The following is a 22,655-nucleotide window of genomic DNA, read 5'->3' as shown; positions in this document are numbered from 1 at the left end:
TGTGCCGGCGCTCCTTACAGCTTCAGCAGGTTGGCGTCGTCGACCGAGGCCGACCGGCGGGCACGGAAGATCGCCATGATGATGGCGAGCCCCACGACGACCTCGGCCGCGGCCACGACCATGACGAAGAGCGCCATGACCTGCCCGTCGAGGGCGCCGTGCATGCGCGAGAAGGTGACGAGGGCGAGGTTCGTCGCGTTGAGCATCAGCTCGACGCCCATGAAGACGATGATCGCGTTGCGTCGCGTCAGCACGGCGGCCGCGCCGATCGCGAAGAGCAGCACCGCGAGGTAGACGTAGTGCATCGGGCTCACTTGGACCGACCCTCCTCGATCTCGCGCTCCATGTGGCGCTCGACGTCCTTGAACCCGTCGGCGGTCGCGACCTGGTCACGGGCGACGAGGACGCGCGAGACGGACAGGTCGCTCGGCGTGCCGTCGGGCAGCAGCGCCGGGGTGTCGACCGCGTTGTGGCGGGCGTAGACGCCGGGGGCCGGCAGGCCCGCGACGTTCTGGTTCTCGCGGACGCGGCGCGCGGCCCACTCGGCCTGCGTGACGCGCGGCGTCAGGCGCTCGCGGTGCGCGAGCACCATGGCGCCGAGCGCGGCGGTGATGAGCAGCGCGGAGGTGACCTCGAAGATCCAGACGTACTGGCCGAAGATCAGCTCGGCGACGCCGGTCACGTTGCCGGTCTCGGTGTTCGTCGTGACCACCTTGTCCATGCCGGCCTGCACCGACTGCTCGTCGACGACGACCGTGCCGAGCGAGAAGAAGAGCACGCCGGCGAGGCCGACGACGAGCAGGTAGGAGGCCCAGCGCTGGCCCTTGATCGTCTCGACGATCGAGTCGGACGAGTCGACGCCGACGAGCATGAGGACGAAGAGGAAGAGCATCATCACGGCGCCGGTGTAGACGAACACCTGGACGATCCCGAGGAAGTCGGCCTTCTGCATGATGTAGAAGATCCCGAGGATCACCATGACGAGCGCCATCCCCATGGCGGCGTGCACGGCCTTCTTGGCGAAGAGCAGGCCCAGCGCCGCGACGACCGCGAGCGGGGCGAGCAGCCAGAAGCCGACGGCTTCGGCGGTGGAGGTCACGGGTTCGCACCTTCCCTGGTCTGAGCGGCGGTCGGGTGGGCTGCGTGGGCGAGGTCGTGGGCCCCGGGCACCGAGGCGCCGGGGTTGCCCGGCGCGTCGACGATGCCGTCGCGGTCACCGTCGGCGCCGCTCGCGTCACGGGCCTCGACGAAGGCCTTCTGGTCGTCGGTCGCGCTCGTGACCTTGCCCTGGTAGTAGTCGCGCTCCTCCATGCCGTCGACCATCGGGAACGGCGGGGGCAGCATGCCGCCCTGGAGCGGCGCGAGCAGCTGGTCCTTGGTGAAGATCAGCTTGCCGCGGTCGTTGTCGGCCAGCTCGTAGAAGTTCGTCATCGTCAGGGCGCGCGTCGGGCAGGCCTCGATGCACAGGCCGCAGAAGATGCAGCGCAGGTAGTTGATCTGGTAGACGCGGCCGTAGCGCTCCCCCGGGCTGAAGCGGCCCTTGCCGCCCTGCTCGAGCGGCGTGTCGTCGTTGTCGGCACCCTCGACGAGGATCGCGTCGGCCGGGCAGGCCCACGCGCACAGCTCGCAGCCCACGCACTTCTCGAGACCGTCGGGGTGACGGTTCAGCTGGTGCCGGCCGTGGAAGCGCGGCGCCGTGGGGCGCGGCTTCTCGGGGTACTCCTCGGTCGCGACCTTGCGGAACATCGTGGAGAACGACACCCCGAAGCCGGCGACGGGCGCGAAGAGCTCCGAGAGGAAGCCCTTCTGCGGCTCGTCGGCGGCGCGCTGCTCGCGCGGCGCACCCACCTCCGACGACCCGTGCGGGCCCTTCGGTGCGACGTCCTTGCCGACGGTGTCGTCAGCCATGGTCCTCCTCCTTGGCGGGGGCTCCGGTGGGCGAGCTGCTGGCGGTCGTGAGCACCGGCTCGCGGGTCGCGGCGAGCCGCTGGCGCGGCTCGACGAGGCGCTGGCCCGGCAGCGGCGGCACGGGGTAGCCGTCCTCGAACGGGTCGATCTCCTCGGGCGGAAGGACGTCCTCGGCGGCGGCACGGGCCGCGCGCTTGTCGTCCCACACCCACGCGGCGGCGAGCGCGACGACGGCGATGACGCTGACGATGACGACCGTCGCGACGGAGAGCTCGCGGCCGGCGATCGTCAGGCGGCTGTCACCCAGGAAGCCGAGCTGGGCTCCGCGGATGAAGGCCACCGCGACGACCCAGGCGAGGGTGATCGGGATGAGGAACTTCCAGCCGAAGCGCATGAACTGGTCGTAGCGCACGCGCGGCAGGGAGCCACGCAGCCAGACGAACAGGAACATGAACATCCACAGCTTGGCGGTGAACCAGAGCAGGCCCCACCAGCCGCCGCCGAACATGTTGTCGTTGATGCCCGAGATGAGCGGCGGCGCCTGCCAGCCCCCGAGGAAGAGGGTGGTGGCGAGCGCGGCGACGGTGAACATGTTGACGTACTCGCCGAGGAAGAACATCGCGAAGCGCATCGAGGAGTACTCGGTGTGGAAGCCACCGGTCAGCTCCCCCTCGCCCTCCGCGAGGTCGAACGGGAGACGGTTCGTCTCGCCGACCATCGTGATGACGTAGACGGCGAAGCTGAAGAACGCCGGCAGGATGTACCAGAGCGAGCTCTGCGCGGAGACGATCTGCGAGGTCGACATCGAGCCGCTGTAGAGGAAGATCGCGACGAGCGAGAGGCCCATGGCGATCTCGTAGCTGATGACCTGGGCGGTCGAGCGCAGGCCGCCGAGCAGCGGGTAGGTCGAGCCGGAGCTCCAGCCCGCGAGCACGATGCCGTAGACGCCGACCGACGCGACGGCGAGCACGAGCAGCACCGAGACGGGCACGTCGGTCACCTGCAGCGGCGTCTCGTGGCCGAAGATCGACACGGTGCCGCCGACCGGGATGATGGCGAACGAGACGAACGCCATCGTCGCGGCGATGAGCGGCGCGAGGGTGTAGATGAACTTCTCGGCGCGGGCCGGCGTGATGTCTTCCTTGAGCATCGACTTCATGCCGTCGGCCAGGGTCTGCAGCAGGCCGAACGGGCCGTTGCGGTTCGGGCCCGGGCGCTGCTGCATGCGGCCGATGACGCGGCGCTCGAACCAGATGACGAGCAGCGTCGAGACGAGCAGGTAGACGAAGATGCCGACGGCCTTGATCAGGGCCACCCACCACGGGGTGTCGCTGAAGTCGGCCGAGGGGTTCTCGGTCAGCGGCAGCGTGGCCGCCATTCCGTATGCGGTCAGGCCGAGGCTCATGCCGCACCACCCTTCGTGACGTGGACGCGGCCACCGGCATCGGTGCCGAGTCCCGAGCGGATCGAGCAGTCGGGGGCGTTGGTCGGCAGCCAGACGACGCCGTCGACCATGTCGTCGGCCACGGCCACCGGCAGGGTGACCGAGCCGGCGGGACCGGTGACGGTGACGGTGTCGCCCTCGTCGACGCCGAGCCCGGCGGCCGAGGCCGCGGACAGGCGGGCGACGGCCTGGGGGGCCGTGCCGGCGAGGAACGGCTCGCCGTCCTGCATCCGGCCGGCGTCGAGCAGCGTGGCCCACGTCGACAGGACGAAGTCGCCGCTGCCCTCGGGCGACGCGGCGGCGCGCGACCCGTCGGCGAGCGCCGTGGAGCCGGTGCCGCGGGCGCCGGACCAGGGGCCGAGCGCCTCGAACTGGGCGTGGATCTCGCGCTGCGTGCGGGTCTCGAGGAAGACGCCCATCTCGCTGGCGAGCATGTCGAGCGCACGGTGGTCGCTCACGGCGTTGCTCTCGAGGGCCTCCTCGAACGAGCGGACGCGGCCCTCCCAGTTGACGTAGCTGCCGGACTTCTCCGACTGCGACGCGACGGGCAGCACGACGTCGGCGACGGCCGTCACCGGCGACTCGCGCAGCTCGAGCGAGACGACGAACGCCTGCTCGAGCGCCGCTGCGGCCCGGGGGTCACCGAGGTCGGCGGGGTCGAGGCCACCGACGAGCAGCGCCCCGATCTCGCCGGCAGCGGCGGCCGCGACGATGCCGGCCGTGTCGCGGGCGGGCGTGGCCGGCACGTGGTCGACGTCCCAGGCCCGGGCCACCTCGGCGCGGGCCGCGGCGTCGGAGAGCGGGCGGCCACCGGGCAGGAGCGCACCGAGCGCACCCGCCTCGAGCGCGCCGCGCTCCCCCGCCCGACGCGGCACCCACGCGAGGCGGGCACCCGTGGCGGCGGCGAGGTCGGCCGCGGCGGCGAGGGCACCCGGCACCGTGGCCAGGCGCTCGCCGACGAGCACGACGCCGCCCGAGAGGGCCTCGCGCACCGGGGCCTCGAGGGCACCGAGCGCCGCGGTCTCCTGGCCGGGGACGGTCGGCACGAGGGTGCCGCCCATCTTGGTCAGGCCGCGCGTCGCGTGGGAGGCGACGGCATACACCGTGGTCCGGTTCTTGCGGAACGCCTTGCGCAGGCGCAGGAAGACGATCGGGCTCTCGTCCTCGGGCTCGAAGCCGACGAGGAGCACGGCGGGCGCCGTCTCGAGGTCGGCGTACGTCACCGAGCCGGCGTCGGGCCCGGTCGCCGCGACGTGCTCGGCGAGGAAGGCGACCTCCTCGGCCGAGTGCGGGCGGGCGCGGAAGTCGACGTCGTTGGTGCCGAGCACGACGCGCGCGAACTTGCCGTAGGCGTAGGCGTCCTCGGCCGACACGCGACCGCCGACGAGCACGCCGGCCGCGCGGGCCCGGGAGAGGCCCGCGGCAGCGGCCTCGAGCGCCTCGGGCCAGCCGACGACCTTGAGCTCGCCGTCGGCGTCACGCACCATCGGCAGCTGCACGCGGTCGGGCAGCGTGGCGTACGTGAACGCCCAGCGGCCCTTGTCGCAGTTCCACTCCTCGTTGACCGCCTGGTCCTCGGCGGCGAGGCGACGCAGCACGACGCCGCGGCGGTGGTCGGTGCGCGTCGCGCAGCCGCTCGCGCAGTGCTCGCAGACCGACGGGGTGGAGACGAGGTCGAAGGGGCGCGAGCGGAAGCGGTAGGCCGCACCGGTCAGGGCGCCGACCGGGCAGATCTGCACGGTGTTGCCGGAGAAGTAGCTCTCGAAGGGCTTCTCCTCGTAGATGCCGATCTGCTGCAGCGCGCCGCGCTCGACGAGGGCGATGAACGGGTCACCGGCGACCTGGTCGGAGAAGCGGGTGCAGCGGGCGCAGAGCACGCAGCGCTCCCGGTCGAGCAGCACCTGCGAGGAGATGTTGACCGGCTTGGGGTAGGTGCGCTTGACGTCCTCGAAGCGCGACACCGGGCGGCCGGCGCTCATCGCCTGGTTCTGCAGGGGGCACTCGCCACCCTTGTCGCAGACCGGGCAGTCGAGCGGGTGGTTGATGAGGAGCAGCTCCATGACGCCCTGCTGCGCCTTGTCGGCGACCTTGGACGTGGCCTGCGTGTTGACGACCATGCCCTCGGACACCGTCATCGTGCACGACGCCTGCGGCTTCGGCATGGGGCGGACGTTGCCCTCGCGGTCGGGCATCGCGACGTCGACGAGGCACTGGCGGCAGGCCCCGACGGGGTCGAGCAGCGGGTGGTCGCAGAAGCGCGGGATCTCGATGCCGACGGTCTCGGCGGCACGGATGACGAGCGTGCCCTTCGGCACGCTCACCGGGACGCCGTCGATGGTCAGCCCGACGTGGTCGGGGTTCGCCGGCGCCGAGGCGTTGCCGCCCTTGTCGACGGCGTTGCCGCCCGCGGACGGGGACGTCGTGACGGTCATGCGGACACCATCCCGCTGGACTCCTTGGTCGTCGTGGGGGCCGGCAGCTCGAACAGCACCGACCGCTCCGGCGGGAAGAGCTCGTGCGCCGGCGTGTGCATGCCGGCCTCGAACTCCTCCCGGAAGTACTGGACCGCCGAGGTGATCGGGCTCGTCGCCGCGTCACCGAGCGCGCAGAAGCTGCGGCCGAGGATGTTGTCGCAGATGTCGACGAGCTTGTCGATGTCGTCCTGCGTGCCCTGGCCCGCCTCGATGCGGTTCATGATCTGGCGCAGCCACCACGTGCCCTCGCGGCACGGCGTGCACTTGCCGCAGGACTCGTGGGCGTAGAAGTCGGTCCAGCGCGCGACGGCGCGGACCACCGAGACCGTCTCGTCGAAGACCTGCAGGGCGCGGGTGCCGAGCATCGAGCCCGCCGCGGCCACCGAGTCGAAGTCGAGGGGCACGTCGAGGTGCTCCTCGGTGAAGATCGGGGTCGAGGAGCCACCGGGCGTCCAGAACTTCAGCTTCTTGCCGCCGCGCATGCCGCCCGCGAGCTCGATGAGCTCGCGCATCGTGATGCCGAGGGGGGCCTCGAACTGGCCCGGGTTCGTCACGTGGCCCGAGAGGCTGAAGATGCCGAAGCCCGTGGACTTCTCGGTGCCCATGCCCTTGAACCAGTCGGAGCCCTCGAGGATGATCCCGGGAACCGAGGCGATGGACTCGACGTTGTTCACCGATGTGGGGCGGGCGTAGAGGCCCGCGGCACCGGGGAACGGGGGCTTGAGGCGCGGCTGGCCGCGGCGGCCCTCGAGCGAGTCGAGCAGGGCCGTCTCCTCGCCGCAGATGTAGGCGCCGGCACCGGCGTGGACGGTGATGTCCATCGAGATGCCCTTGCCGCCGACGTCGGTGCCGAGGTAGCCGGCCGCGCGGGCCTCCTCGACGGCACGCAGCAGGCGGCGGTAGACGTGCACGACCTCGCCACGGAGGTAGATGAATGCGTGCTCGCAGCCGATGGCGTACGAGCTGATGATGACGCCCTCGATGAGCGCGTGCGGGTTGGCCATCATGAGCGGCACGTCCTTGCACGTGCCCGGCTCGGACTCGTCGGCGTTGACGACGAGGTAGCGCGGGCCGCCGTCGGGCGGGCTCATGAACGACCACTTCATGCCGGTCGGGAAGCCGGCGCCGCCGCGACCGCGGATGCTGGAGTCCTTGACGGCGTCGATGATCGCCTGCGGCTCCATGTCGAGCGCCTTGGTGAGGGCCTTGTAGCCGTCGTGGCGCTCGTAGGTCGCGAGGGTCCAGGACTGCGGGTCGTCCCAGAACTTCGTGAGGATCGGGGTCAGGGTGTCGGTCACTGCGATCCGTCCTTCCCGTCGGCGGCGGAGCCGGCGGGAGCCGAGGCCCCCGGGGCGACCCAGCCGCGCTCGTTGGCGATCTTGAGTCCGAGCAGCGAGGCCGGGCCGGCGCCCACGCCCTCGTCGGCACGGCCGTCCTCGAAGCCCGCGAGCACGCGCGAGACCTGCTTGAACGTGCACACCTTGGCGGCGCCGCGCGTCGGCGCGACGTCCTTGCCGGCGCGCAGGTCGTCGACGAGCGCGATGGTGCTCTCGGGCGTCTGGTTGTCGAAGAACTCCCAGTTCGCCATGACGACGGGCGCGTAGTCGCACGCGGCATTGCACTCGACGCGCTCGAGGGTGATCGCGCCGTCCTCGGTCGTCTCGTCGTGGCCGATGCCGAGGTGCTCCGAGACGCGGTCGAAGATGAGGTCGCCGCCCATGACGGCGCACAGCGTGTTGGTGCAGACGCCGACGGTGAACTCACCGTTGGGGTGGCGCTTGTACTGCGTGTAGAAGGTGGCGACGCCGCTCACCTCGGCCTCGGTGAGGTCGAGCACCTCCGCGCAGAAGGAGACGCCGCGGCCCGCCACGTAGCCGTCGACCGACTGCACGAGGTGCAGCAGCGGCAGCAGGGCCGAGCGCTTCTGGGGGTAGCGCGCGACGACCTCGGCCGCGTCGGCGTGCAGGCGCTCGAGCGTCTCGTCGTCGTAGGGCGCCTTGGACTCGGCGCTGACGTGCAGGTGTCCGGATGCGTCGTGGCCGCTCAACGGTCCACACCTCCCATGACGGGGTCGATCGAGGCCACGGCGACGATGACGTCGGCGATCTGGCTGCCTTCGCACATGGCGGCCACGGCCTGCAGGTTGTTGAAGCTCGGGTCGCGGAAGTGCGCGCGGTAGGGGCGCGTGCCGCCGTCGGAGACGAGGTGGCAGCCGAGCTCGCCCTTGGCCGACTCGACGGCCTGGTAGACCTGCCCGGGCGGGACGCGGAAGCCCTCGGTGACGAGCTTGAAGTGGTGGATGAGCGACTCCATCGAGCTGCCCATGATCTCGCGGATGTGGTCGAGGCTGTTGCCGAGGCCGTCGCTGCCCAGCGCGAGCTGCGCGGGCCAGGCGATCTTCTTGTCCTCGACCATGACCGGGCCCTCGTTCGCCTGGAGGCGGTCGGTGGCCTGCTCGATGATCTTCAGCGACTCGTACATCTCGTCGATGCGGATGCGCAGGCGGCCGTAGGCGTCCTGGCTCGTGCGGGTCTTGACCTCGAAGTCGTAGGTCTCGTAGCCGCAGTAGGGGTCGAGCTTGCGCAGGTCGTGCGGCAGGCCGGTCGAGCGCAGCACCGGGCCGGTGATGCCGAGGGCCATGCAGCCCGCGAGGTTCAGCACGCCGACGTCGACGGTGCGCCCCTTGAGGATCGGGCTCTCGTTGAGCAGCGCCTCGAGCTCGCCGAGACCGCGCCGCACCTCGGGCACCATCTCGCGCAGCGCGTCGATGGCGCCGGGCGGGAGGTCCTGGGACACGCCGCCGGGGCGGATGTAGGCGTTGTTCATCCGCAACCCGGTGATCATCTCGATGACCCGGAGCAGCCGCTCGCGCTCGCGGAAGCCGACCGTCATGACGGTCGTCGCGCCCATCTCCATGCCACCGGTGCCGAGGCAGATGAGGTGGCTGCTGATCCGCGTCATCTCCATCATGAGCACGCGGATGACGCTCGCGCGCTCGGGGATCTGGTCGGTGATGCCGAGCAGCTTCTCGATGGCGAGGCAGTACGCCGTCTCCTGGAACATGGGCGTGAGGTAGTCCATGCGCGTGCAGAACGTGACGCCCTGCACCCAGGTGCGGTACTCCATGTTCTTCTCGATGCCGGTGTGCAGGTAGCCGATGCCCGCGCGGGCCTCGGTCACCGTCTCGCCGTCGATCTCGAGGATGAGGCGGAGCACGCCGTGCGTCGACGGGTGCTGCGGCCCCATGTTGACGACGATGCGCTCCTCGCCGAGCGAGGTGGCCTCGTCGACGAGGTCGTTCCAGTCGCCTCCGGCGGCGTTGAAGACGTGGGCGCCCTCGCTGGCCTGCTCGTCGGCCACGGACGTGGCGTAGACGTCGTTGGCGCCGGGCTCCGGCACCTCGGTCTGGGTGAACTCGGTGTGCGTGCTCATCAGTTGTACGACCTCCGCTGGTCCGGCGGCGGGACGGTGGCGCCCTTGTACTCGACGGGGATGCCGCCGAGGGGGTAGTCCTTCCGCTGCGGGTGGCCCGGCCAGTCGTCGGGCATGAGGATTCGGGTGAGGGCCGGGTGGCCGTCGAACTCGATGCCGAACATGTCCCACGTCTCGCGCTCGTGCCAGTCGTTGGCCGGGTAGACGGAGACGATCGACGGGATGTGCCGGTCGTCGTCGGGGCAGCTGACCTCGACGCGGACCCGGCGTCCGCCGTGGGTGATCGACAGGAAGTGGTAGACCGCGCGCAGCTCGGCGCCGGTCTGGTTCGGGTAGTGCACGCCCGAGACGCCGGTGACCATCTCGAAGCGCAGCGACGGGTCGTCGCGCAGCACGCGGGCCACGGCGAGCAGGTGCTCGCGGTGCACGTGCAGCGTCATCTCGCCGCGGTCGACGACGACGGTGTCGACGGCCTCGGCGTAGGACGCCGTGCCGCCGACGAGGCCGCGCTCGAGGTTGTCGGCGATCTCGTCGAAGTAGCTGCCGTAGGGGCGCTCGGCGGCACCGGCCACGAGGATCGGGCGCTGGAGCTTGGAGTAGCCGGAGGTGTCGCCGCCCTGCGTGGCCCCGAACATGCCGTGGCGCATGCCGACGACCTGGGGCTCGGAGCCCTGCGCGGCGCGCTGCTCGATGTCGACCTCGTGCGGCATCAGGCCCGAGTTCTGGGTCTTCGTCGTGTCGGCGCGCACGTCGGGCGTGCCGTCGGCCTTCCGGTCGGCGTCACTCATGCGAGCAGGCCCTTCATCTGGTGCGTCGGCGTCGCGGCGAGCGCGGCGGCCTCGGCGGCCTTGGCGGCGGCGTCGCGGTTGACGCCGAGCGGCGAGGTCTCGATCTGGTGGTGCAGCTCGATGATGGCGTTGAGCAGCATCTGCGGACGCGGCGGACAGCCGGGCAGGTAGATGTCGACCGGGATGATGTGGTCGACGCCCTGCACGATGGCGTAGTTGTTGAACATGCCGCCCGAGCTGGCGCAGACACCCATGGCGATGACCCACTTGGGGTTGGGCATCTGGTCGTAGACCTGGCGCACGACCGGGGCCATCTTCTGGCTGACGCGGCCGGCGACGATCATCAGGTCGGCCTGGCGCGGCGTCGCCGAGAAGCGCTCCATGCCGAAGCGGGCGATGTCGTAGTCCGGCGTGCCGACGGCCATCATCTCGATGGCGCAGCACGCGAGGCCGAAGGTGGCCGGCCAGATCGAGGCCTTGCGCATGTAGCCGGCGAGACCCTCGACGGTCGAGAGCAGGAACCCGGCGGGGAGCTTCTCTTCGAGACCCATTGCTTACTCCTTAACTTGCCTGACGAACCCGGACGCGTGCCCCTCGCGGGGTGCGGACGGGGTCAGTCCCACTCGAGTCCGCCGCGACGCCACACGTAGGCGTAGGCGACGAAGACCGTGAGGATGAACAGGACCATCTCGACCAGCGCGAAGAGGCCCAGCTTGTTGAAGGCCACCGCGAACGGATAGAGGAAGACGGACTCGATGTCGAAGATGATGAAGAGCATCGCCGTCAGGTAGTACTTGATCGGCACGCGGCCACCGCCCGCGGCCTGCGGGGTGGGCTGGATGCCGCACTCGTACGCCTCGAGCTTGGCGCGGTTGTAGCGCTTCGGCCCGACGACGAGCGAGGTGAAGACCGACAGCGCGGCGAACGCGAAGCCGAGCCCCAGCATGAAGAGGATCGGGACGTAGGAGTTCATCCGAGCTCACGTGCCTTTCGGTCGTGCGGTGCGTGCGGGGTGGGGGCGGCAGACGGAACGGGGTCGCAGGTGCGCGGCGCCCCCATCCTAGGGGCGGGGGCAGACGTTGTGCTCGACGTCACAACGGCGCCGGCCGGGAGGGGGCTCATGCGCTCGGCGCCATCCGCGAGAGGGCGGTGACGAGCCGGTCGCTCGCCCCCTTGCTCGTCGGGTCGGCCAGATTGGCCATGATCTTGAGCAGCAGCGGCATGAGCTTCGTGCGGGGCAGGCCGTACTTCGTCGCGAGGCGCATGACCTCGGGGTTGCCGATCGCGTGGGCGAACCAGCGGCCGAGGGTGAAGTAGCCGCCGAGCTCGTGCTTCATCACCTTGGGGTAGGTCGCGAGGACCCGCTCGCGGGCCGCGTCGCCCGGGCGTGCCATCGCCTGGGCGACGAGCTCTGCACCGAGGCGCGCGGCCTCGAGCGCGTAGTCGATGCCCTCACCGTTGAAGGGGTTGACCATGCCGCCCGAGTCGCCGACGAGCAGCAGGCCGTCGGCGTAGAGGGGCGTGCGGTTGAAGCCCATCGGCAGGGCGGCGCCGCGGATCGGACCGGCCGACTCGTCGTGCTCGAGCTGCCACTCCGGGGAGATGTCCTCGACCCAGCGCCGCATGACGTCCTTGTAGTCCGTCCTCTGGAAGGCCGACGTCGTGTCGAGCGTGCCGAGGCCGACGTTGGTGCGGCCGTCCTCGAGCGGGAAGAGCCAGCCGTAGCCCGGCATGAGGATGCGGTTGCCGGCGTCGTCGCGGCTCCACAGCTCGAGGTGGCTCTCGAGGTAGTCGTCGCGCTTCGGCGTCGTGTAGTACGCCCGGACGGCCACGCCCATGACGCGGTCCTCGCGCTTGGGGCGGCCGACCGCCGTGGCGAGGCGCGAGGACACGCCGTCGCTCGCGACGACGACGGGCGCGCGGTAGGTCACCGTCTCGCCCGTGGCCCGGCCGCTCTCGTCGAGGCGCTTGGCGCTGACGCCGGTGACCCGGCCGGAGGCGTCGCGCAGCGGCGCGGTGACGCTCGTGCGCTCGTGGAGCAGGGCGCCGCGGCTTTCGGCGTGACGGGCCAGGGACTCGTCGAGCTGGGCGCGCGTGCGGACCATGCCGTAGCCGGGGAAGGCGTCGGACTCGGGCCAGTCGAGCTGCAGGGTGTGCCCGCCGCCCTTGATCCGCAGGCCCTTGGTGCGCTGCCAGCCGGTCGTGTCGACGCCGAGGGAGATCAGCTCCTTCGTCGCGCGCGGGGTCAGGCCGTCGCCGCAGATCTTGTCGCGCGGGAAGGCCGACTTCTCGAGGAGCACGACGTCGAGGCCGTGGTCGGCGAGGTAGGCCGCCGTCGCGCTGCCACCCGGACCGGCGCCGACGACGATGACGTCGGCCCGTTCGACGGGTGCAGCACCAGACCCCGAGGGGCTGGGCGCGACGCTCGAACTGGTCATGTCTCCCTGCACGCTTCCGAACCGCTTGTGAAGATCTTCACGAACTATCGGCCGAGTCTATTCCCGAGATTTCGCGCTTGTCAGATAAGGCATGCCTAACCCTGAACACCCGATCACCGTCGAGGGGCCACCTCGTGCGGGTCGCACCGCATCGAGAGGCCACCGTCTGCGGCGACGACGGCACCCGGCACACGGGCTCGGGGTGGGCTCAGCGCTTCGTCGCGTGGTGCAGCGCGACGACGCCGCCCGTGAGGTTGGTCCAGCCGACCTGCTGCCAGCCCGCGGACTCGATGACGCGCGCGAGCTCGCCCTGCGGCGGCCACGCGCGGATCGACTCGGCGAGGTAGACGTAGGACTCGGGGTTGCTCGACGTGCGGCGGGCCACCGGCGGCAGCGCGCGCATGAGGTAGTTCGTGTAGACGGTGCGGAAGAGCGCGTTGACCGGCTGGCTGAACTCGCACACGAGGAGGCGACCGCCCGGCCTGGTCACGCGGAGGAACTCGCGCAGGGCCAGGTCGGTGTCGGCGACGTTGCGCAGGCCGAAGCTCATCGTCACGACGTCGAAGCTCTCGTCGGCGAAGGGCAGGCGCATGGCGTCGGCGGCCGTGAAGGCCATGTCGGGCCGCCGGCGACGGCCGACGCGCAGCATGCCGAGCGAGAAGTCGGCCGGCACGACCTCGATCTCACGGTCGGCCCACGGCTCGCTCGAGGTGCCGGTGCCGGCCGCGATGTCGAGGATCCGCTCCCCCGGCTTCGCGTCGACGGCCTTGACGACGGCGCGGCGCCACAGCCGGTCCTGCCCGAGCGAGAGCACGTCGTTGGTGACGTCGTACTTCTCGGCGACGGTGTCGAACATCGACGCGACGTCGACCGGCTTCTTGTCCAGCTGCGCACGGCTCATGCGCTCATCCTCGCACCCGCGCACGGTGGGCGCCCCGGACGGTCGCGGCGGGGCGGCGCGGGCCCGCGCCGTAGAGTTGCAACCGATGTCCACGCTTCCCGCCACCGAAGCGCCGTCCCCCGCGCCGGGGCCGACGGTCGTCGTCCGCACCGTGCCGCTCGACACGACGGACCCCCTGCTCTCGCACCTGCCCGCCGACCACCGGCCCGACGACCTGCTCTCGTGGGTGCGTCGGGGCGAGGGCATCGTCGGCTGGGGCACCGCGCTGTCGTTCGAGTCGCGCGGCCCGGACCGGTTCGCGGCCGCCGAGACGTGGTGGCGCGAGGTCGCCCGGCACGCAGTGGTGCGCGACGACGTGGGCCGACCCGGCACGGGCCTCGTCTGCTTCGGCTCCTTCCCCTTCGCGGCCGACTCGGCCGAGCCCGCGCGGCTCGTCGTGCCCTCCACGATCGTCGGGCGCCGCGACGGCCAGACCTGGCTCACCACGGTCTCGCTCGACCCGCAGCTGACGTTGCTCGAGACGCCCTCCGTGGCAAGCGATCCCGAGCCTCCCGGCGACGTGGCCTTCTCGGACGGCGACGTCTCGCCGGCCGACTACGCGCACGCCGTCGCCGAGGCCGTCGGGCGGATCGCGGCCGGGGAGGTCGACAAGGTCGTGCTCGCCCGCGACCTCGTCGCGACGGCATCCGGCCCCATCGACCCCCGCTGGCTGCTGCGCCGGCTCGCGGAGCGCTACGAGAACACCTGGGTCTTCGCCGTCGCCGGGCTCGTGGGCGCGACGCCCGAGCTGCTCGTGCGCCGCGACCAGGGGCTCATCACCTCGCGCGTGCTCGCCGGCACGATCCGGCGCACCGGCGACGACGCCAAGGACCTCGCCCTCGCCGCGTCGCTGGCCCGGTCGTCGAAGGACCTCGAGGAGCACGAGTACGCGGTGCGCTCCGTCGCGGAGGCCCTCGCCCCGCACTGCTCGTCGATGAACGTGCCCGAGGCACCCTTCGTGCTGCACCTGCCCAACGTCATGCACCTCGCGACCGACGTCGCCGCCGTGAGCGCCGACGACGCGTCGTCGCTCACCCTCGCGGCGTCGCTGCACCCGTCCGCCGCCGTGGGCGGCACCCCCACCGCCCGCGCCGTCGAGCTCATCGGCGAGCTCGAGCACATGGACCGGGGCCGCTACGCCGGTCCCGTCGGCTGGATGGACGCCCAGGGCGACGGCGCCTGGGGCATCGCCCTGCGCAGCGGCGCCCTCGACCCCGCCGACCCCTCGCAGATCACCCTGTATGCCGGCTGCGGCATCGTCGCGGGCTCGGACCCCGAGTCGGAGGTCGCCGAGTCGATCGCCAAGCTCATCCCGATGCGCGACGCGCTGGCGAGCGAGTGACGGGTCGGCTGCCATGACCTCCCGCCGCAGCGCTCCCGAGCTCGCGATGCGCGTGCTGCAGCAGCTGTGGATCGGCGGGGTGCGCGACGTCGTGCTCTCCCCCGGCTCGCGCTCCGCCCCGCTCGCGCTGGCCCTCGACGCGGCCGACCGCGCCGGTGACCTGCGCCTGCACGTGCGCGTCGACGAGCGCTCCGCCGGCTTCCTCGCGCTCGGCCTCACGACCGGCTCGCGCCGACCCGTCGCGGTCGTGACGACCTCGGGCACCGCCGTCGGCAACCTCCTGCCCGCCGTCATGGAGGCGCACCACACGGGACGACGCCTCCTCGTGGTGAGCGCCGACCGTCCGGACCGGCTCCGCGGCACCGGCGCGAACCAGACCACGTGGCAGGCGGGCCTGTTCGGCACCTTCGCCCCCTGCCTCGACGTCAGTGCGAGCACGCGCGACGAGGACCTGGCCGAGCTCGTCGCGCGGGCGTGCGCGGGTCCGGGCCCGACCCAGCTCAACGTCCAGCTCGACGGCGACCTCCTGCCGCCCGACCCCGACCCCGACACGTGGTGGCAGCGCCCACCGAACCCCGCCGTGGCGCAGTTCCAGCCGGGATCGAGCGCGGAACCCGGCGGAAACCGCGCCGTGGCGCAGTTCCAGCCGGGATCGAGCGCGCAACCCGGCGGAAACCGCGCCGTGGCGCAGTTCCAGCCGGGCGCGGCGGCCGGGCGCGGCGAGGCCGGGGTGGAGCCGTCGGTGCGCGTGGCGTCGGACGGTGAGGTGCTGCCGCTCGGTCCGCGCACGGTCGTCGTGGCCGGCGACGACGCGGGGCCGGCCGCCCGGTTGCTCGCCGAGGCCGCCGACTGGCCGCTGCTCGCGGAGCCGACGTCGGGCGCACGGATCGGCCGCCAGGCGCTGCGCACCGGGCGCCTCCTGCTCACGACGTCGCTGCGCGCCGGGATCGAGCGCGTGGTCGTCGTCGGCCACCCGACCCTCTCCCGCCCGGTGACGAGCCTCATCGGCGACGCCGACCTCGAGGTGCTCGCCGTGCGCGGCCGCGACGGCGTGGCCACCGACCCCGGGCGCGTGGCGCGTGTGCTCGACGCCGTGCCCCGGGTCGAGGGCCCCGACGCGCCGGGGTGGTTCGAGTCCTGGCGCTCCGCCGACGAACGGCTCTCGGGGCTCGTCGACGCGGACGTCGCCGGCACGGGAGTGGCCACGGCCGGGGGCGGCGGCGCCGGGTCGGGCCTGTCGCCGCTCGCTGTCGCCGCCGTCGTGGGTCGGGCCGTCGCCGCCGACACGACGCTCGTCGTCGGGTCGTCGAACCCGGTGCGCGACCTCGACGTCATGGCCGCTCCGTGGCCCCCGCACGAGCACCGGTTCGTCGTCGGCAACCGCGGGCTGGCCGGGATCGACGGCATGGTCTCGACCGCGATCGGGATCGCGCTCGGCCGACCGCGCGCCGCCCGCACCATCGCCTACCTCGGCGACCTCACCTTCCTCCACGACACCAACGGCCTGCTCGTCGGCACCGGCCAGCGCCGGCCGGACCTCACCTTCGTCGTGCTGAGCGACGACGGTGGCGCCATCTTCAGCACCCTCGAGCAGGGCGACCGCCGCTACGCGAGCGCCTTCGAGCGCGTCTTCGCCACCCCGCACGGCACCGACCTCGCGGCCCTCTGCGCGGCGCACCACACCGCCTACGAGCGTGTCGACGGCCTCGCGCGCCTCGCGGAGGCGCTCGACGAGCAGCCCTCGGGCATCAGGGTGCTCGAGGTGCCGGTGTCGCGCACCGACCGGCGCGACGAGGCCGCCCGGCTGCGCCGCCTGGCCCACGAGGCCACCCACGCCTGACCGCAACACACCGAGGAGGAGCCAACACCCCGGTATCGGATGCCGGTGGGTTGCGACCTTCTCGGTGTGTTGCCGAGGCGCTGGGGCCCGGGTCAGCCACGGAGGGCGGCCGTGACGAGCTCGGCGTTGTCGGCGGCGGGCCGGCCGTCCGGTGTCAGCAGGGTGTCCTCGAGCCCGATGCGCAGGTCGTGACCGCGCTCGGCCGCCCAGCGCAGGACGGGCCAGGCCCAGGCGTCCTCGCCGTGCACGACAAACGGCCCCCGCACCCCTTCGAGCGCGTCGAGCACCGCTGCGGCAGCGGACGGCCCGTCGGCCCCGGGCGACGCACCGGGCAGCAGCTCGACGAGCACGCGCTCGACGTGCGCCAGCCAGCCGGATGCCGCGACGTCACGCGCGGCGTCCGGCGTCCACACTCCGGCCTCGACGCCGATCCCGTTGTGACGCAGGGCTTCCGCGACGATCACGGCGCCGTCCTCGTGCCAGTTGACGCTCGCGCAGTCCGGCCCGCCGTCGTCGGGCCCGGGCCACTCGGCGACGAGACGCGCCTTCGTCGCTGCGCCGTCGACGATGCCGTCACGGGTCGACACACTGACCCGCAGGCCCGGCGCGGCCGCGCGGATCGCAGCGACGGTGTCCAGCACGTGCTGCACCGCCAGCGACTCGCGACCCGTCTCGTCACGCGGGTGCACGTGGACCATCCACGCCCCGGCTGCTCGGGCCGCCGCGGCCGCGGCGCCGACCTCCTCGGGCGTCACGGGCACCGCGGCGTGCTCGTCACGGGACCGCGACCCGTTGAGGCACGCCTTGAGCATCAACGGAGACCGCCCGTCGCCAGCACGGCGTGGCACCGGCTCAGCCGGTCGCGCCACCAGGCCTGTCGGTCCGCGGTCGCCGCCAGCTCCAGCAGCGAGGTCGGATCGGGCGCAACGCGTCCCGGCGCCAGCACACCTCCCGCCGGACGCAGAGGTGGGACGGCGACGTCACGCTCGAAGAGCCCGACCGTGCCGAGGCCGCAGGCGTGCTCGAGCTCGGGGAGGGCCGCCGCCAGGGCCACCCCGGCCGCGATCCCCACGCTCGTGTCCAGCGCCGACGACACGACGGCGGGCAGCCCGCAGGCGTCGACGACCTCCAGCGCGCGACGCACCCCACCGAGCGGGGCCACCTTGACGACGACGAGGTCTGCCGCGCCCAGCCGGGCCACGCGGACGGGGTCCTCGGCCTTGCGGATCGACTCGTCGGCCGCGATCGGGACGTCGATCCCCTTGCGGGCCAGCGCCATCCGGAGCCCGACGAGTTCTTCGACCGTGGCACAGGGCTGCTCGGCGTACTCGAGATCGTATGCGTGGAGCCGGCCGAGCGCGGTGGTGGCGGTCTCGACGTCCCAGCCGCCGTTGGCGTCGACCCGGATGCGACCGGCCGGGCCGAGCGCGGCGCGGACGGCAGCCACGCGGTCGACGTCGTCGTCGACGACCTGCCCCGACTCCGCGACCTTCACCTTCGCCGTCGTGCACCCGTCGAACCGGGCCAGCACCTCGGGCACCCGCTCGGGGCCGACGGCCGGCACCGTCGCGTTGACGGGGACCGCGCCGCGCACGGGATCGGGCCACCCGGCATACGCCCCCTCGACGGCGGCGGCCAGCCAGCGGGCCGACTCCTCGTCGCCGTACTCGGGGAAGGCGCCGAACTCACCCCAGCCGCAAGGACCCTCGATGAGGACGGCCTCGCGCACGTCGACCCCGCGGAAGCGCACGCGCATCGGCTGGGCGACGACGTGGGTGCGCTCGAGCAGCTCACCGAGCGGTGGGAGGGTCGTCATGCGGCCATTGTCCACGCCCCGGGCCGGCGCCTCGGGTCAGCGGGTCGGGAAGGCCTCGTGCCGGTCCTGCGTCGGGTCGGGCAGGGTGCTCGCCGGGGACGGGGTGCCCTGCGCGACGTCGCGGTCGCGCCGGCGGGACGTCCAGCCGCAGCCGTGGCGGCCGGCGTGCGGGAGCATCCACAGCAGGCCGAAGAGCCACCAGACGCCGTGGCCGGCCGAGCCGAGGGCCACGGCGAGCAGCACGACGCCGGCGATCAGGAGGTTGCGGGACGAGTTCACGGTGACTCCTCGGTCAAGGTGGGGCAGGTCGCCCCGTTCGTCTCCGACGTTAGGCGTGCGCCGCGCCCTCGACCCCGTCCCTCTGTCAGCACCTACCCCTGACAGATGTCATGGCCCGAGCAGCCCGGGCCGCCTCAGCCGAGGGCCACGGCACTCTCGTCCGAGGGGGCGAGTGGGCCGAGGACGACGTCGGCGGCGTTCGCGACCGCCACGGCGATGCGCTCGAGGAACACCTCGCGCATCGGGGGCAGCGCGTCGAGCGGGAACCAGCGCGCGTCGGTCGACTCGTCGTCGCCCGGCCGCGGCTCCCCCGAGACCCACCGGCAGCGGAACGTGTGGTCGAGGTACTGCGCGACGTCACCGTTGACGTGGTCGACGACGCCACCGGCGCACACCCAGACGAGCCGCTCGACCTCGGCGAGCACGCACGCCTCCTCCTCGACCTCGCGCACCGCGGTGACGTGCGGCTGCTCCCCGGGGTCGACGATGCCGGTGACCGGCGTCCACGTGCCGTTGTCGGAGCGCTCGACGAGCAGCACCTCGTCGGTGCCGCCCTCGACCTCGCGCAGCACGACCGCCGTCACGCCCGGCATCCAGAGCAGCTCGCGCCCGATCATGGTGCGCAGGTGGGCGACGTACGGCGGGATCGGCATACGGCCGACCCTAACCGCGCCGATAGGGTCGGGACGTGAGCAGCGTGCCGAGCCAGAGCGTCGTGTCCGAGACCTTCGACCCCGCCGAGTGGGCCCCCGTCGAGGGCTTCGACCTCACCGACATCACCTACCACCGCCGGCGGCCCGTCGAGGGGCGCCCGCACGCCGAGTCGGGCGTCGTGCGCATCGCGTTCGACCGGCCCGAGGTACTCAACGCGTTCCGGCCGCACACCGTCGACGAGCTCTACCGCGCGCTCGACCACGCGCGGATGACGCCCGACGTCGGCGTCGTGCTGCTCACCGGCAACGGGCCGAGCCCCAAGGACGGCAAGTGGGCGTTCTGCTCCGGCGGCGACCAGCGCATCCGCGGTCGCTCGGGCTACCAGTACGCCGAGGGCGACACGGCCGACACCGTCGACACGGCACGCACGAAGGCCCAGGGCGGGCGCCTGCACATCCTCGAGGTGCAGCGGCTCATCCGCACCATGCCGAAGATCGTCATCGCCGTCGTGGGCGGCTGGGCGGCGGGCGGCGGCCACTCCCTGCACGTCGTCTGCGACCTGACGATCGCGAGCCGCGAGCACGCCCGCTTCAAGCAGACCGACGCCGACGTGGGCAGCTTCGACGCGGGCTACGGCAGCGCCTACCTCGCCAAGATGGTCGGCCAGAAGTTCGCCCGCGAGATCTTCTTCCTCGGCCGCACCTACTCCGCCGAGGACATGCAGCGCATGGGCGCCGTCAACATCGTGGCCGACCACGCCGACCTCGAGCGCGAGGCGCTGCAGGCGGCCACCGAGATCATGGGCAAGAGCCCACAGGCGCAGCGGATGCTGAAGTTCGCCTTCAACCTCACCGACGACGGGCTGATGGGCCAGCAGGTCTTCGCCGGCGAGGCGACGCGGCTCGCCTACATGACCGACGAGGCCGTCGAGGGCCGCGACCAGTTCCTCGAGAAGCGCGAGCCGGACTGGTCGCCCTTCCCCTGGTACTTCTGAACTTCTGAATCTGTGCAGGTCAGCCGCCTACTCAGCAGCGGCGGTCCGCACGTAGTCCGCAAGGGCCGCAGCCGCGAGACCGGAGGCCGCGGACCGGGTCCGGTCCTCAGCGGATGGCCACAGGTGTGCGTAGGTCCCGAGCGTGGTTGTGGCCGTCGCGTGCCCCAGTGCCCGCTGGACCGTGACGACGTCGCAGCCCGCCGCGATCAGTCCCGAGGCGTAGAAGTGCCTGAGGTCGTGCAGGCGGATGCTCGGGCAGCCGGCGGCCTTGCGTGTTTGGCGCCACCGGAACGTCACGGCATTGTCGTGCAGCGGCTTGCCGTAGGCCGTGAAGAGCCACCGGTCCAGTGCACCCTCGGGGGTGTGCTGCCGGACGTGCTCGGCCAACATCGTCACGAGCTCGTCGGGCAGGTAGACCACGCGCTCACTGCCGTACTTGGGGGTCCGGACCGCGGTCTCACGCCCGTCCCGCTGCAGCTGGCGTGAGACCGTGAGCTGACGCCGCAGGAAATCGACGTCGCCTACCTGGACGCCGGACGCCTCTCCCATCCGCAGCCCTGCGAAGGCGCACAGAGCCACGTAGGCCGTGAACCGCTCGTCGGCGGCCCGCAGGAGGCGTCCCACCTCCTCGACGGTGGGCACCCGCATGGCCGCCTCAGCCTTGCGGCGCCGCGGTAGCACGACGCCCTCGCACGGGTCCGCTGCGATGAGCTTGTCAGCGACCGCGGCGCGGAACACCGACCGGACGATGACGAACCGGGTCTTTATGGTCGAGGCCGCCAGGTCGGCGCTGAGTGCCTTCACCCATGCCTCGATGTCTGACCGCCGGATGGCCTTCAGCGGGACGCCCGCGAACGGGACCGTCGCGGCCGCATGGTCGGCGTTGGCTCGCGTGGAGGGCACCCACAGCTGGCGGGATGACCAGGCCTCGTAGAAGGAGCTGAACGTCACCCTGCCTGCCCGCGGGTCCACGTACTGGCCAGTGACAAGCGACGCGGTCACCTCGTCGAGCCAGCGTTGCGCGTCCGTCTTGCGGGCGAAGTGACGCGCATGCTCCTTGCCTACGGCGTCCCGGTACCGGGCCCTCCAACGGCCGTCAGGTCGCCTGGCGATGCTCGCCATCCGCTCAGTCCTCGCCTTGAGGCGAGTTGCTCGTTGGCGACGTCGCGCTGACCGGCGGCAGGTACCCGGCCTCTCGGGCGCGCTTGACGTACAAGGACGCTGTGGATGTCGCCAAGTCGAAATGCTCCTTCACCGCCTTCGTCGGCTGGCCGCTGCTCAGCGCGCCTTCGTAGACCCGAGCAACCTCCCGCAGCCTCCCCTCGGTTACACGTCGCCGGTTCTGTGCGCGAAGCCCGCGGTAGGTCTGGCGGTTCGCACGGTCAGGATCTCCGGCTTCGATGTGAGCGAGAGCGGTCGCAGGGTCAACCGGCTCATCAGGCTGCACCACCCGACCTCGCTGAATGATCTTCATCCACGCAGCCTCGAGGGCCGACTCAAGGCTGATGGAGCGGAGGTCGGAGCTCCGGACCTCCCGGGAGGACTCGCGTTGGATCGCCTGCACTGCGATGACTCTCGGCACCGAGTCCTCCGGGGAGTACTGGCACTCCACCACAAAATAGGGCGCGGAGGGGTCGTTCGGCATCTCTACGTAGGTGAATTCGCTTGGGGCCCAACTGCCGTCGTCGTGCAGCACCCGGTTGCCACCGAACATTTGATACACGACGTGGGCTTGGCCGTTGCCCGTCGGCCAAGAGATCTGCATCGGGTCCGGCCACAACTGATACTGACTCCGCACTTGCCCTCCAATGAACGCGCTCGCTCTATAGAGGTATCTTAGGCACCTATCTCCCCTACAGTCAACGGTAACTACTAGGAAGGAGTTGCCGTGAGCGTCGACAAACTGAGTGCCCCGGTCGAGGGCGCCCTCAAGTTCATGACCACGACGGAGGTCGCGGCCTTGTGCCGGACCTCCCCCGAAAGCGTGAGGTGGTGGCGTCACGTCGGCAGGGGGCCCAAGTCGTTTCGAGTGGGACGCCGAGTGCTCTACGAGACCAACGAGGTGTGGAGCTGGCTCGAGGAGCTGAAGGATCGCGAAGCCCTCGAAGCCGGAATGCCACGGAAGCCGTAGCTACTCAGACTTCGCTCGGCACGTCCAGGCACGACCCGGGCGACCTTCAGGAGTCACCCCGGGCCGTCAGTGTCGACGTCGGGTGAAAACTGACCCCTGATCGACGGGGTGGTTTCTAGCGACGGTCGCAACACTTCCTAGTGTTTGGGGTTGTGAAGATGTCGTCTCGTCGGGT

General features: G+C 71.8%; 23 protein-coding genes. 4 read left to right on the top strand and 19 right to left on the bottom strand.

The features are described from left to right. Positions 1 to 14 precede the first annotated feature (14 nt). From nuoK to ABD979_RS05160, 13 genes are all read right to left on the bottom strand, one after another. Entirely contained in the window at positions 15 to 305 is a 291-nt protein-coding gene (nuoK, locus tag ABD979_RS05220) for an NADH-quinone oxidoreductase subunit NuoK (RefSeq protein ID WP_371860843.1), read from the bottom strand. 5 nt (positions 306 to 310) lie between these two features. After that, complete coding sequence (locus ABD979_RS05215) at positions 311 to 1,099, bottom strand: NADH-quinone oxidoreductase subunit J (RefSeq protein ID WP_345506391.1); 789 nt, start codon at positions 1,097 to 1,099, stop codon at positions 311 to 313. Next, entirely contained in the window at positions 1,096 to 1,908 is an 813-nt protein-coding gene (gene nuoI / locus ABD979_RS05210) for an NADH-quinone oxidoreductase subunit NuoI (protein ID WP_345506390.1), read from the bottom strand. Before nuoI ends, ABD979_RS05215 begins: the two co-directional genes overlap by 4 nt. Next, positions 1,901 to 3,313, bottom strand: a complete 1,413-nt coding sequence (nuoH, locus tag ABD979_RS05205) for an NADH-quinone oxidoreductase subunit NuoH (RefSeq protein ID WP_345506389.1) — start codon at positions 3,311 to 3,313, stop codon at positions 1,901 to 1,903. The genes nuoI and nuoH overlap by 8 nt, the downstream gene beginning before the upstream one ends. Continuing rightward, positions 3,310 to 5,784 carry an NADH-quinone oxidoreductase subunit G gene (locus tag ABD979_RS05200; protein ID WP_345506388.1) on the bottom strand — a complete coding sequence of 825 codons (2,475 nt, stop codon included), beginning with the start codon at positions 5,782 to 5,784 and terminating at the stop codon, positions 3,310 to 3,312. Before ABD979_RS05200 ends, nuoH begins: the two co-directional genes overlap by 4 nt. After that, the gene (gene nuoF / locus ABD979_RS05195) at positions 5,781 to 7,124 is read right to left on the bottom strand and encodes an NADH-quinone oxidoreductase subunit NuoF (protein WP_345506387.1); all 1,344 of its coding nucleotides are present in this window, start codon (positions 7,122 to 7,124) and stop codon (positions 5,781 to 5,783) included. Before nuoF ends, ABD979_RS05200 begins: the two co-directional genes overlap by 4 nt. Continuing rightward, positions 7,121 to 7,873: an NADH-quinone oxidoreductase subunit NuoE gene (nuoE, locus tag ABD979_RS05190; protein ID WP_345506386.1), complete on the bottom strand. Its 753-nt coding sequence runs from the start codon at positions 7,871 to 7,873 to the stop codon at positions 7,121 to 7,123. Before nuoE ends, nuoF begins: the two co-directional genes overlap by 4 nt. Next, positions 7,870 to 9,258 carry an NADH-quinone oxidoreductase subunit D gene (locus ABD979_RS05185; protein ID WP_345506385.1) on the bottom strand — a complete coding sequence of 463 codons (1,389 nt, stop codon included), beginning with the start codon at positions 9,256 to 9,258 and terminating at the stop codon, positions 7,870 to 7,872. The genes nuoE and ABD979_RS05185 overlap by 4 nt, the downstream gene beginning before the upstream one ends. Next, on the bottom strand, positions 9,258 to 10,046 hold the full coding sequence (locus ABD979_RS05180) for an NADH-quinone oxidoreductase subunit C (RefSeq protein ID WP_425583914.1): 789 nt from the start codon (positions 10,044 to 10,046) through the stop codon (positions 9,258 to 9,260). Before ABD979_RS05180 ends, ABD979_RS05185 begins: the two co-directional genes overlap by 1 nt. After that, the gene (locus tag ABD979_RS05175; protein ID WP_345506384.1) at positions 10,043 to 10,597 is read right to left on the bottom strand and encodes a NuoB/complex I 20 kDa subunit family protein; all 555 of its coding nucleotides are present in this window, start codon (positions 10,595 to 10,597) and stop codon (positions 10,043 to 10,045) included. Before ABD979_RS05175 ends, ABD979_RS05180 begins: the two co-directional genes overlap by 4 nt. A gap of 62 nt (positions 10,598 to 10,659) precedes the next feature. Continuing rightward, entirely contained in the window at positions 10,660 to 11,019 is a 360-nt protein-coding gene (locus tag ABD979_RS05170) for an NADH-quinone oxidoreductase subunit A (protein WP_020145018.1), read from the bottom strand. A gap of 145 nt (positions 11,020 to 11,164) precedes the next feature. After that, entirely contained in the window at positions 11,165 to 12,484 is a 1,320-nt protein-coding gene (locus ABD979_RS05165) for a geranylgeranyl reductase family protein (RefSeq protein ID WP_345506383.1), read from the bottom strand. A 208-nt stretch (positions 12,485 to 12,692) separates the two neighbouring features. Beyond that, positions 12,693 to 13,385, bottom strand: coding sequence for a demethylmenaquinone methyltransferase (locus tag ABD979_RS05160; RefSeq protein WP_345506382.1), 693 nt, complete (start codon positions 13,383 to 13,385; stop codon positions 12,693 to 12,695). An 85-nt stretch (positions 13,386 to 13,470) separates the two neighbouring features. On the opposite strand from ABD979_RS05160, the gene ABD979_RS05155 reads away from it, so the two are divergent. After that, positions 13,471 to 14,766 carry an isochorismate synthase gene (locus ABD979_RS05155; protein WP_345506381.1) on the top strand — a complete coding sequence of 432 codons (1,296 nt, stop codon included), beginning with the start codon at positions 13,471 to 13,473 and terminating at the stop codon, positions 14,764 to 14,766. A 13-nt stretch (positions 14,767 to 14,779) separates the two neighbouring features. Beyond that, on the top strand, positions 14,780 to 16,606 hold the full coding sequence (gene menD, locus ABD979_RS05150) for a 2-succinyl-5-enolpyruvyl-6-hydroxy-3-cyclohexene-1-carboxylate synthase (protein WP_345506380.1): 1,827 nt from the start codon (positions 14,780 to 14,782) through the stop codon (positions 16,604 to 16,606). Between the two features lie 92 nt (positions 16,607 to 16,698). Here the strand turns inward: menD and ABD979_RS05145 are convergent, their stop codons facing one another. The 4 genes from ABD979_RS05145 to ABD979_RS05130 all read right to left on the bottom strand — a co-directional run bounded on the left by ABD979_RS05145 (position 16,699) and on the right by ABD979_RS05130 (position 19,354). Beyond that, entirely contained in the window at positions 16,699 to 17,418 is a 720-nt protein-coding gene (locus tag ABD979_RS05145; protein WP_345506379.1) for a 3-keto-5-aminohexanoate cleavage protein, read from the bottom strand. Continuing rightward, positions 17,418 to 18,422, bottom strand: coding sequence for an o-succinylbenzoate synthase (locus tag ABD979_RS05140; protein ID WP_345506378.1), 1,005 nt, complete (start codon positions 18,420 to 18,422; stop codon positions 17,418 to 17,420). The genes ABD979_RS05145 and ABD979_RS05140 overlap by 1 nt, the downstream gene beginning before the upstream one ends. 36 nt (positions 18,423 to 18,458) lie before the next feature. Then, positions 18,459 to 18,701, bottom strand: coding sequence for a hypothetical protein (locus ABD979_RS05135; RefSeq protein ID WP_345506376.1), 243 nt, complete (start codon positions 18,699 to 18,701; stop codon positions 18,459 to 18,461). 134 nt (positions 18,702 to 18,835) lie between these two features. After that, positions 18,836 to 19,354 (bottom strand): NUDIX hydrolase, encoded by a 519-nt coding sequence (locus tag ABD979_RS05130; protein WP_345506375.1) that lies wholly within the window; start codon positions 19,352 to 19,354, stop codon positions 18,836 to 18,838. A 35-nt stretch (positions 19,355 to 19,389) separates the two neighbouring features. Here ABD979_RS05130 and ABD979_RS05125 point away from each other — a divergent pair, with 35 nt between their 5' ends. Beyond that, positions 19,390 to 20,349 carry a 1,4-dihydroxy-2-naphthoyl-CoA synthase gene (locus ABD979_RS05125; protein WP_345506374.1) on the top strand — a complete coding sequence of 320 codons (960 nt, stop codon included), beginning with the start codon at positions 19,390 to 19,392 and terminating at the stop codon, positions 20,347 to 20,349. A 27-nt stretch (positions 20,350 to 20,376) separates the two neighbouring features. Here the strand turns inward: ABD979_RS05125 and ABD979_RS05120 are convergent, their stop codons facing one another. Next, the gene (locus ABD979_RS05120) at positions 20,377 to 21,471 is read right to left on the bottom strand and encodes a tyrosine-type recombinase/integrase (RefSeq protein ID WP_345506373.1); all 1,095 of its coding nucleotides are present in this window, start codon (positions 21,469 to 21,471) and stop codon (positions 20,377 to 20,379) included. A 4-nt stretch (positions 21,472 to 21,475) separates the two neighbouring features. Then, positions 21,476 to 22,114: a hypothetical protein gene (locus ABD979_RS05115; RefSeq protein WP_345506372.1), complete on the bottom strand. Its 639-nt coding sequence runs from the start codon at positions 22,112 to 22,114 to the stop codon at positions 21,476 to 21,478. A gap of 123 nt (positions 22,115 to 22,237) precedes the next feature. Here ABD979_RS05115 and ABD979_RS05110 point away from each other — a divergent pair, with 123 nt between their 5' ends. Next, positions 22,238 to 22,480, top strand: a complete 243-nt coding sequence (locus ABD979_RS05110) for a helix-turn-helix transcriptional regulator (protein WP_345506371.1) — start codon at positions 22,238 to 22,240, stop codon at positions 22,478 to 22,480. Positions 22,481 to 22,655 lie beyond the last annotated feature (175 nt).

Source organism: Terrabacter aeriphilus (assembly GCF_039542985.1).
GTDB classification, from domain to species: domain Bacteria; phylum Actinomycetota; class Actinomycetes; order Actinomycetales; family Dermatophilaceae; genus Terrabacter; species Terrabacter aeriphilus.
This window is presented reverse-complemented; position numbering and strand designations above follow the sequence as displayed.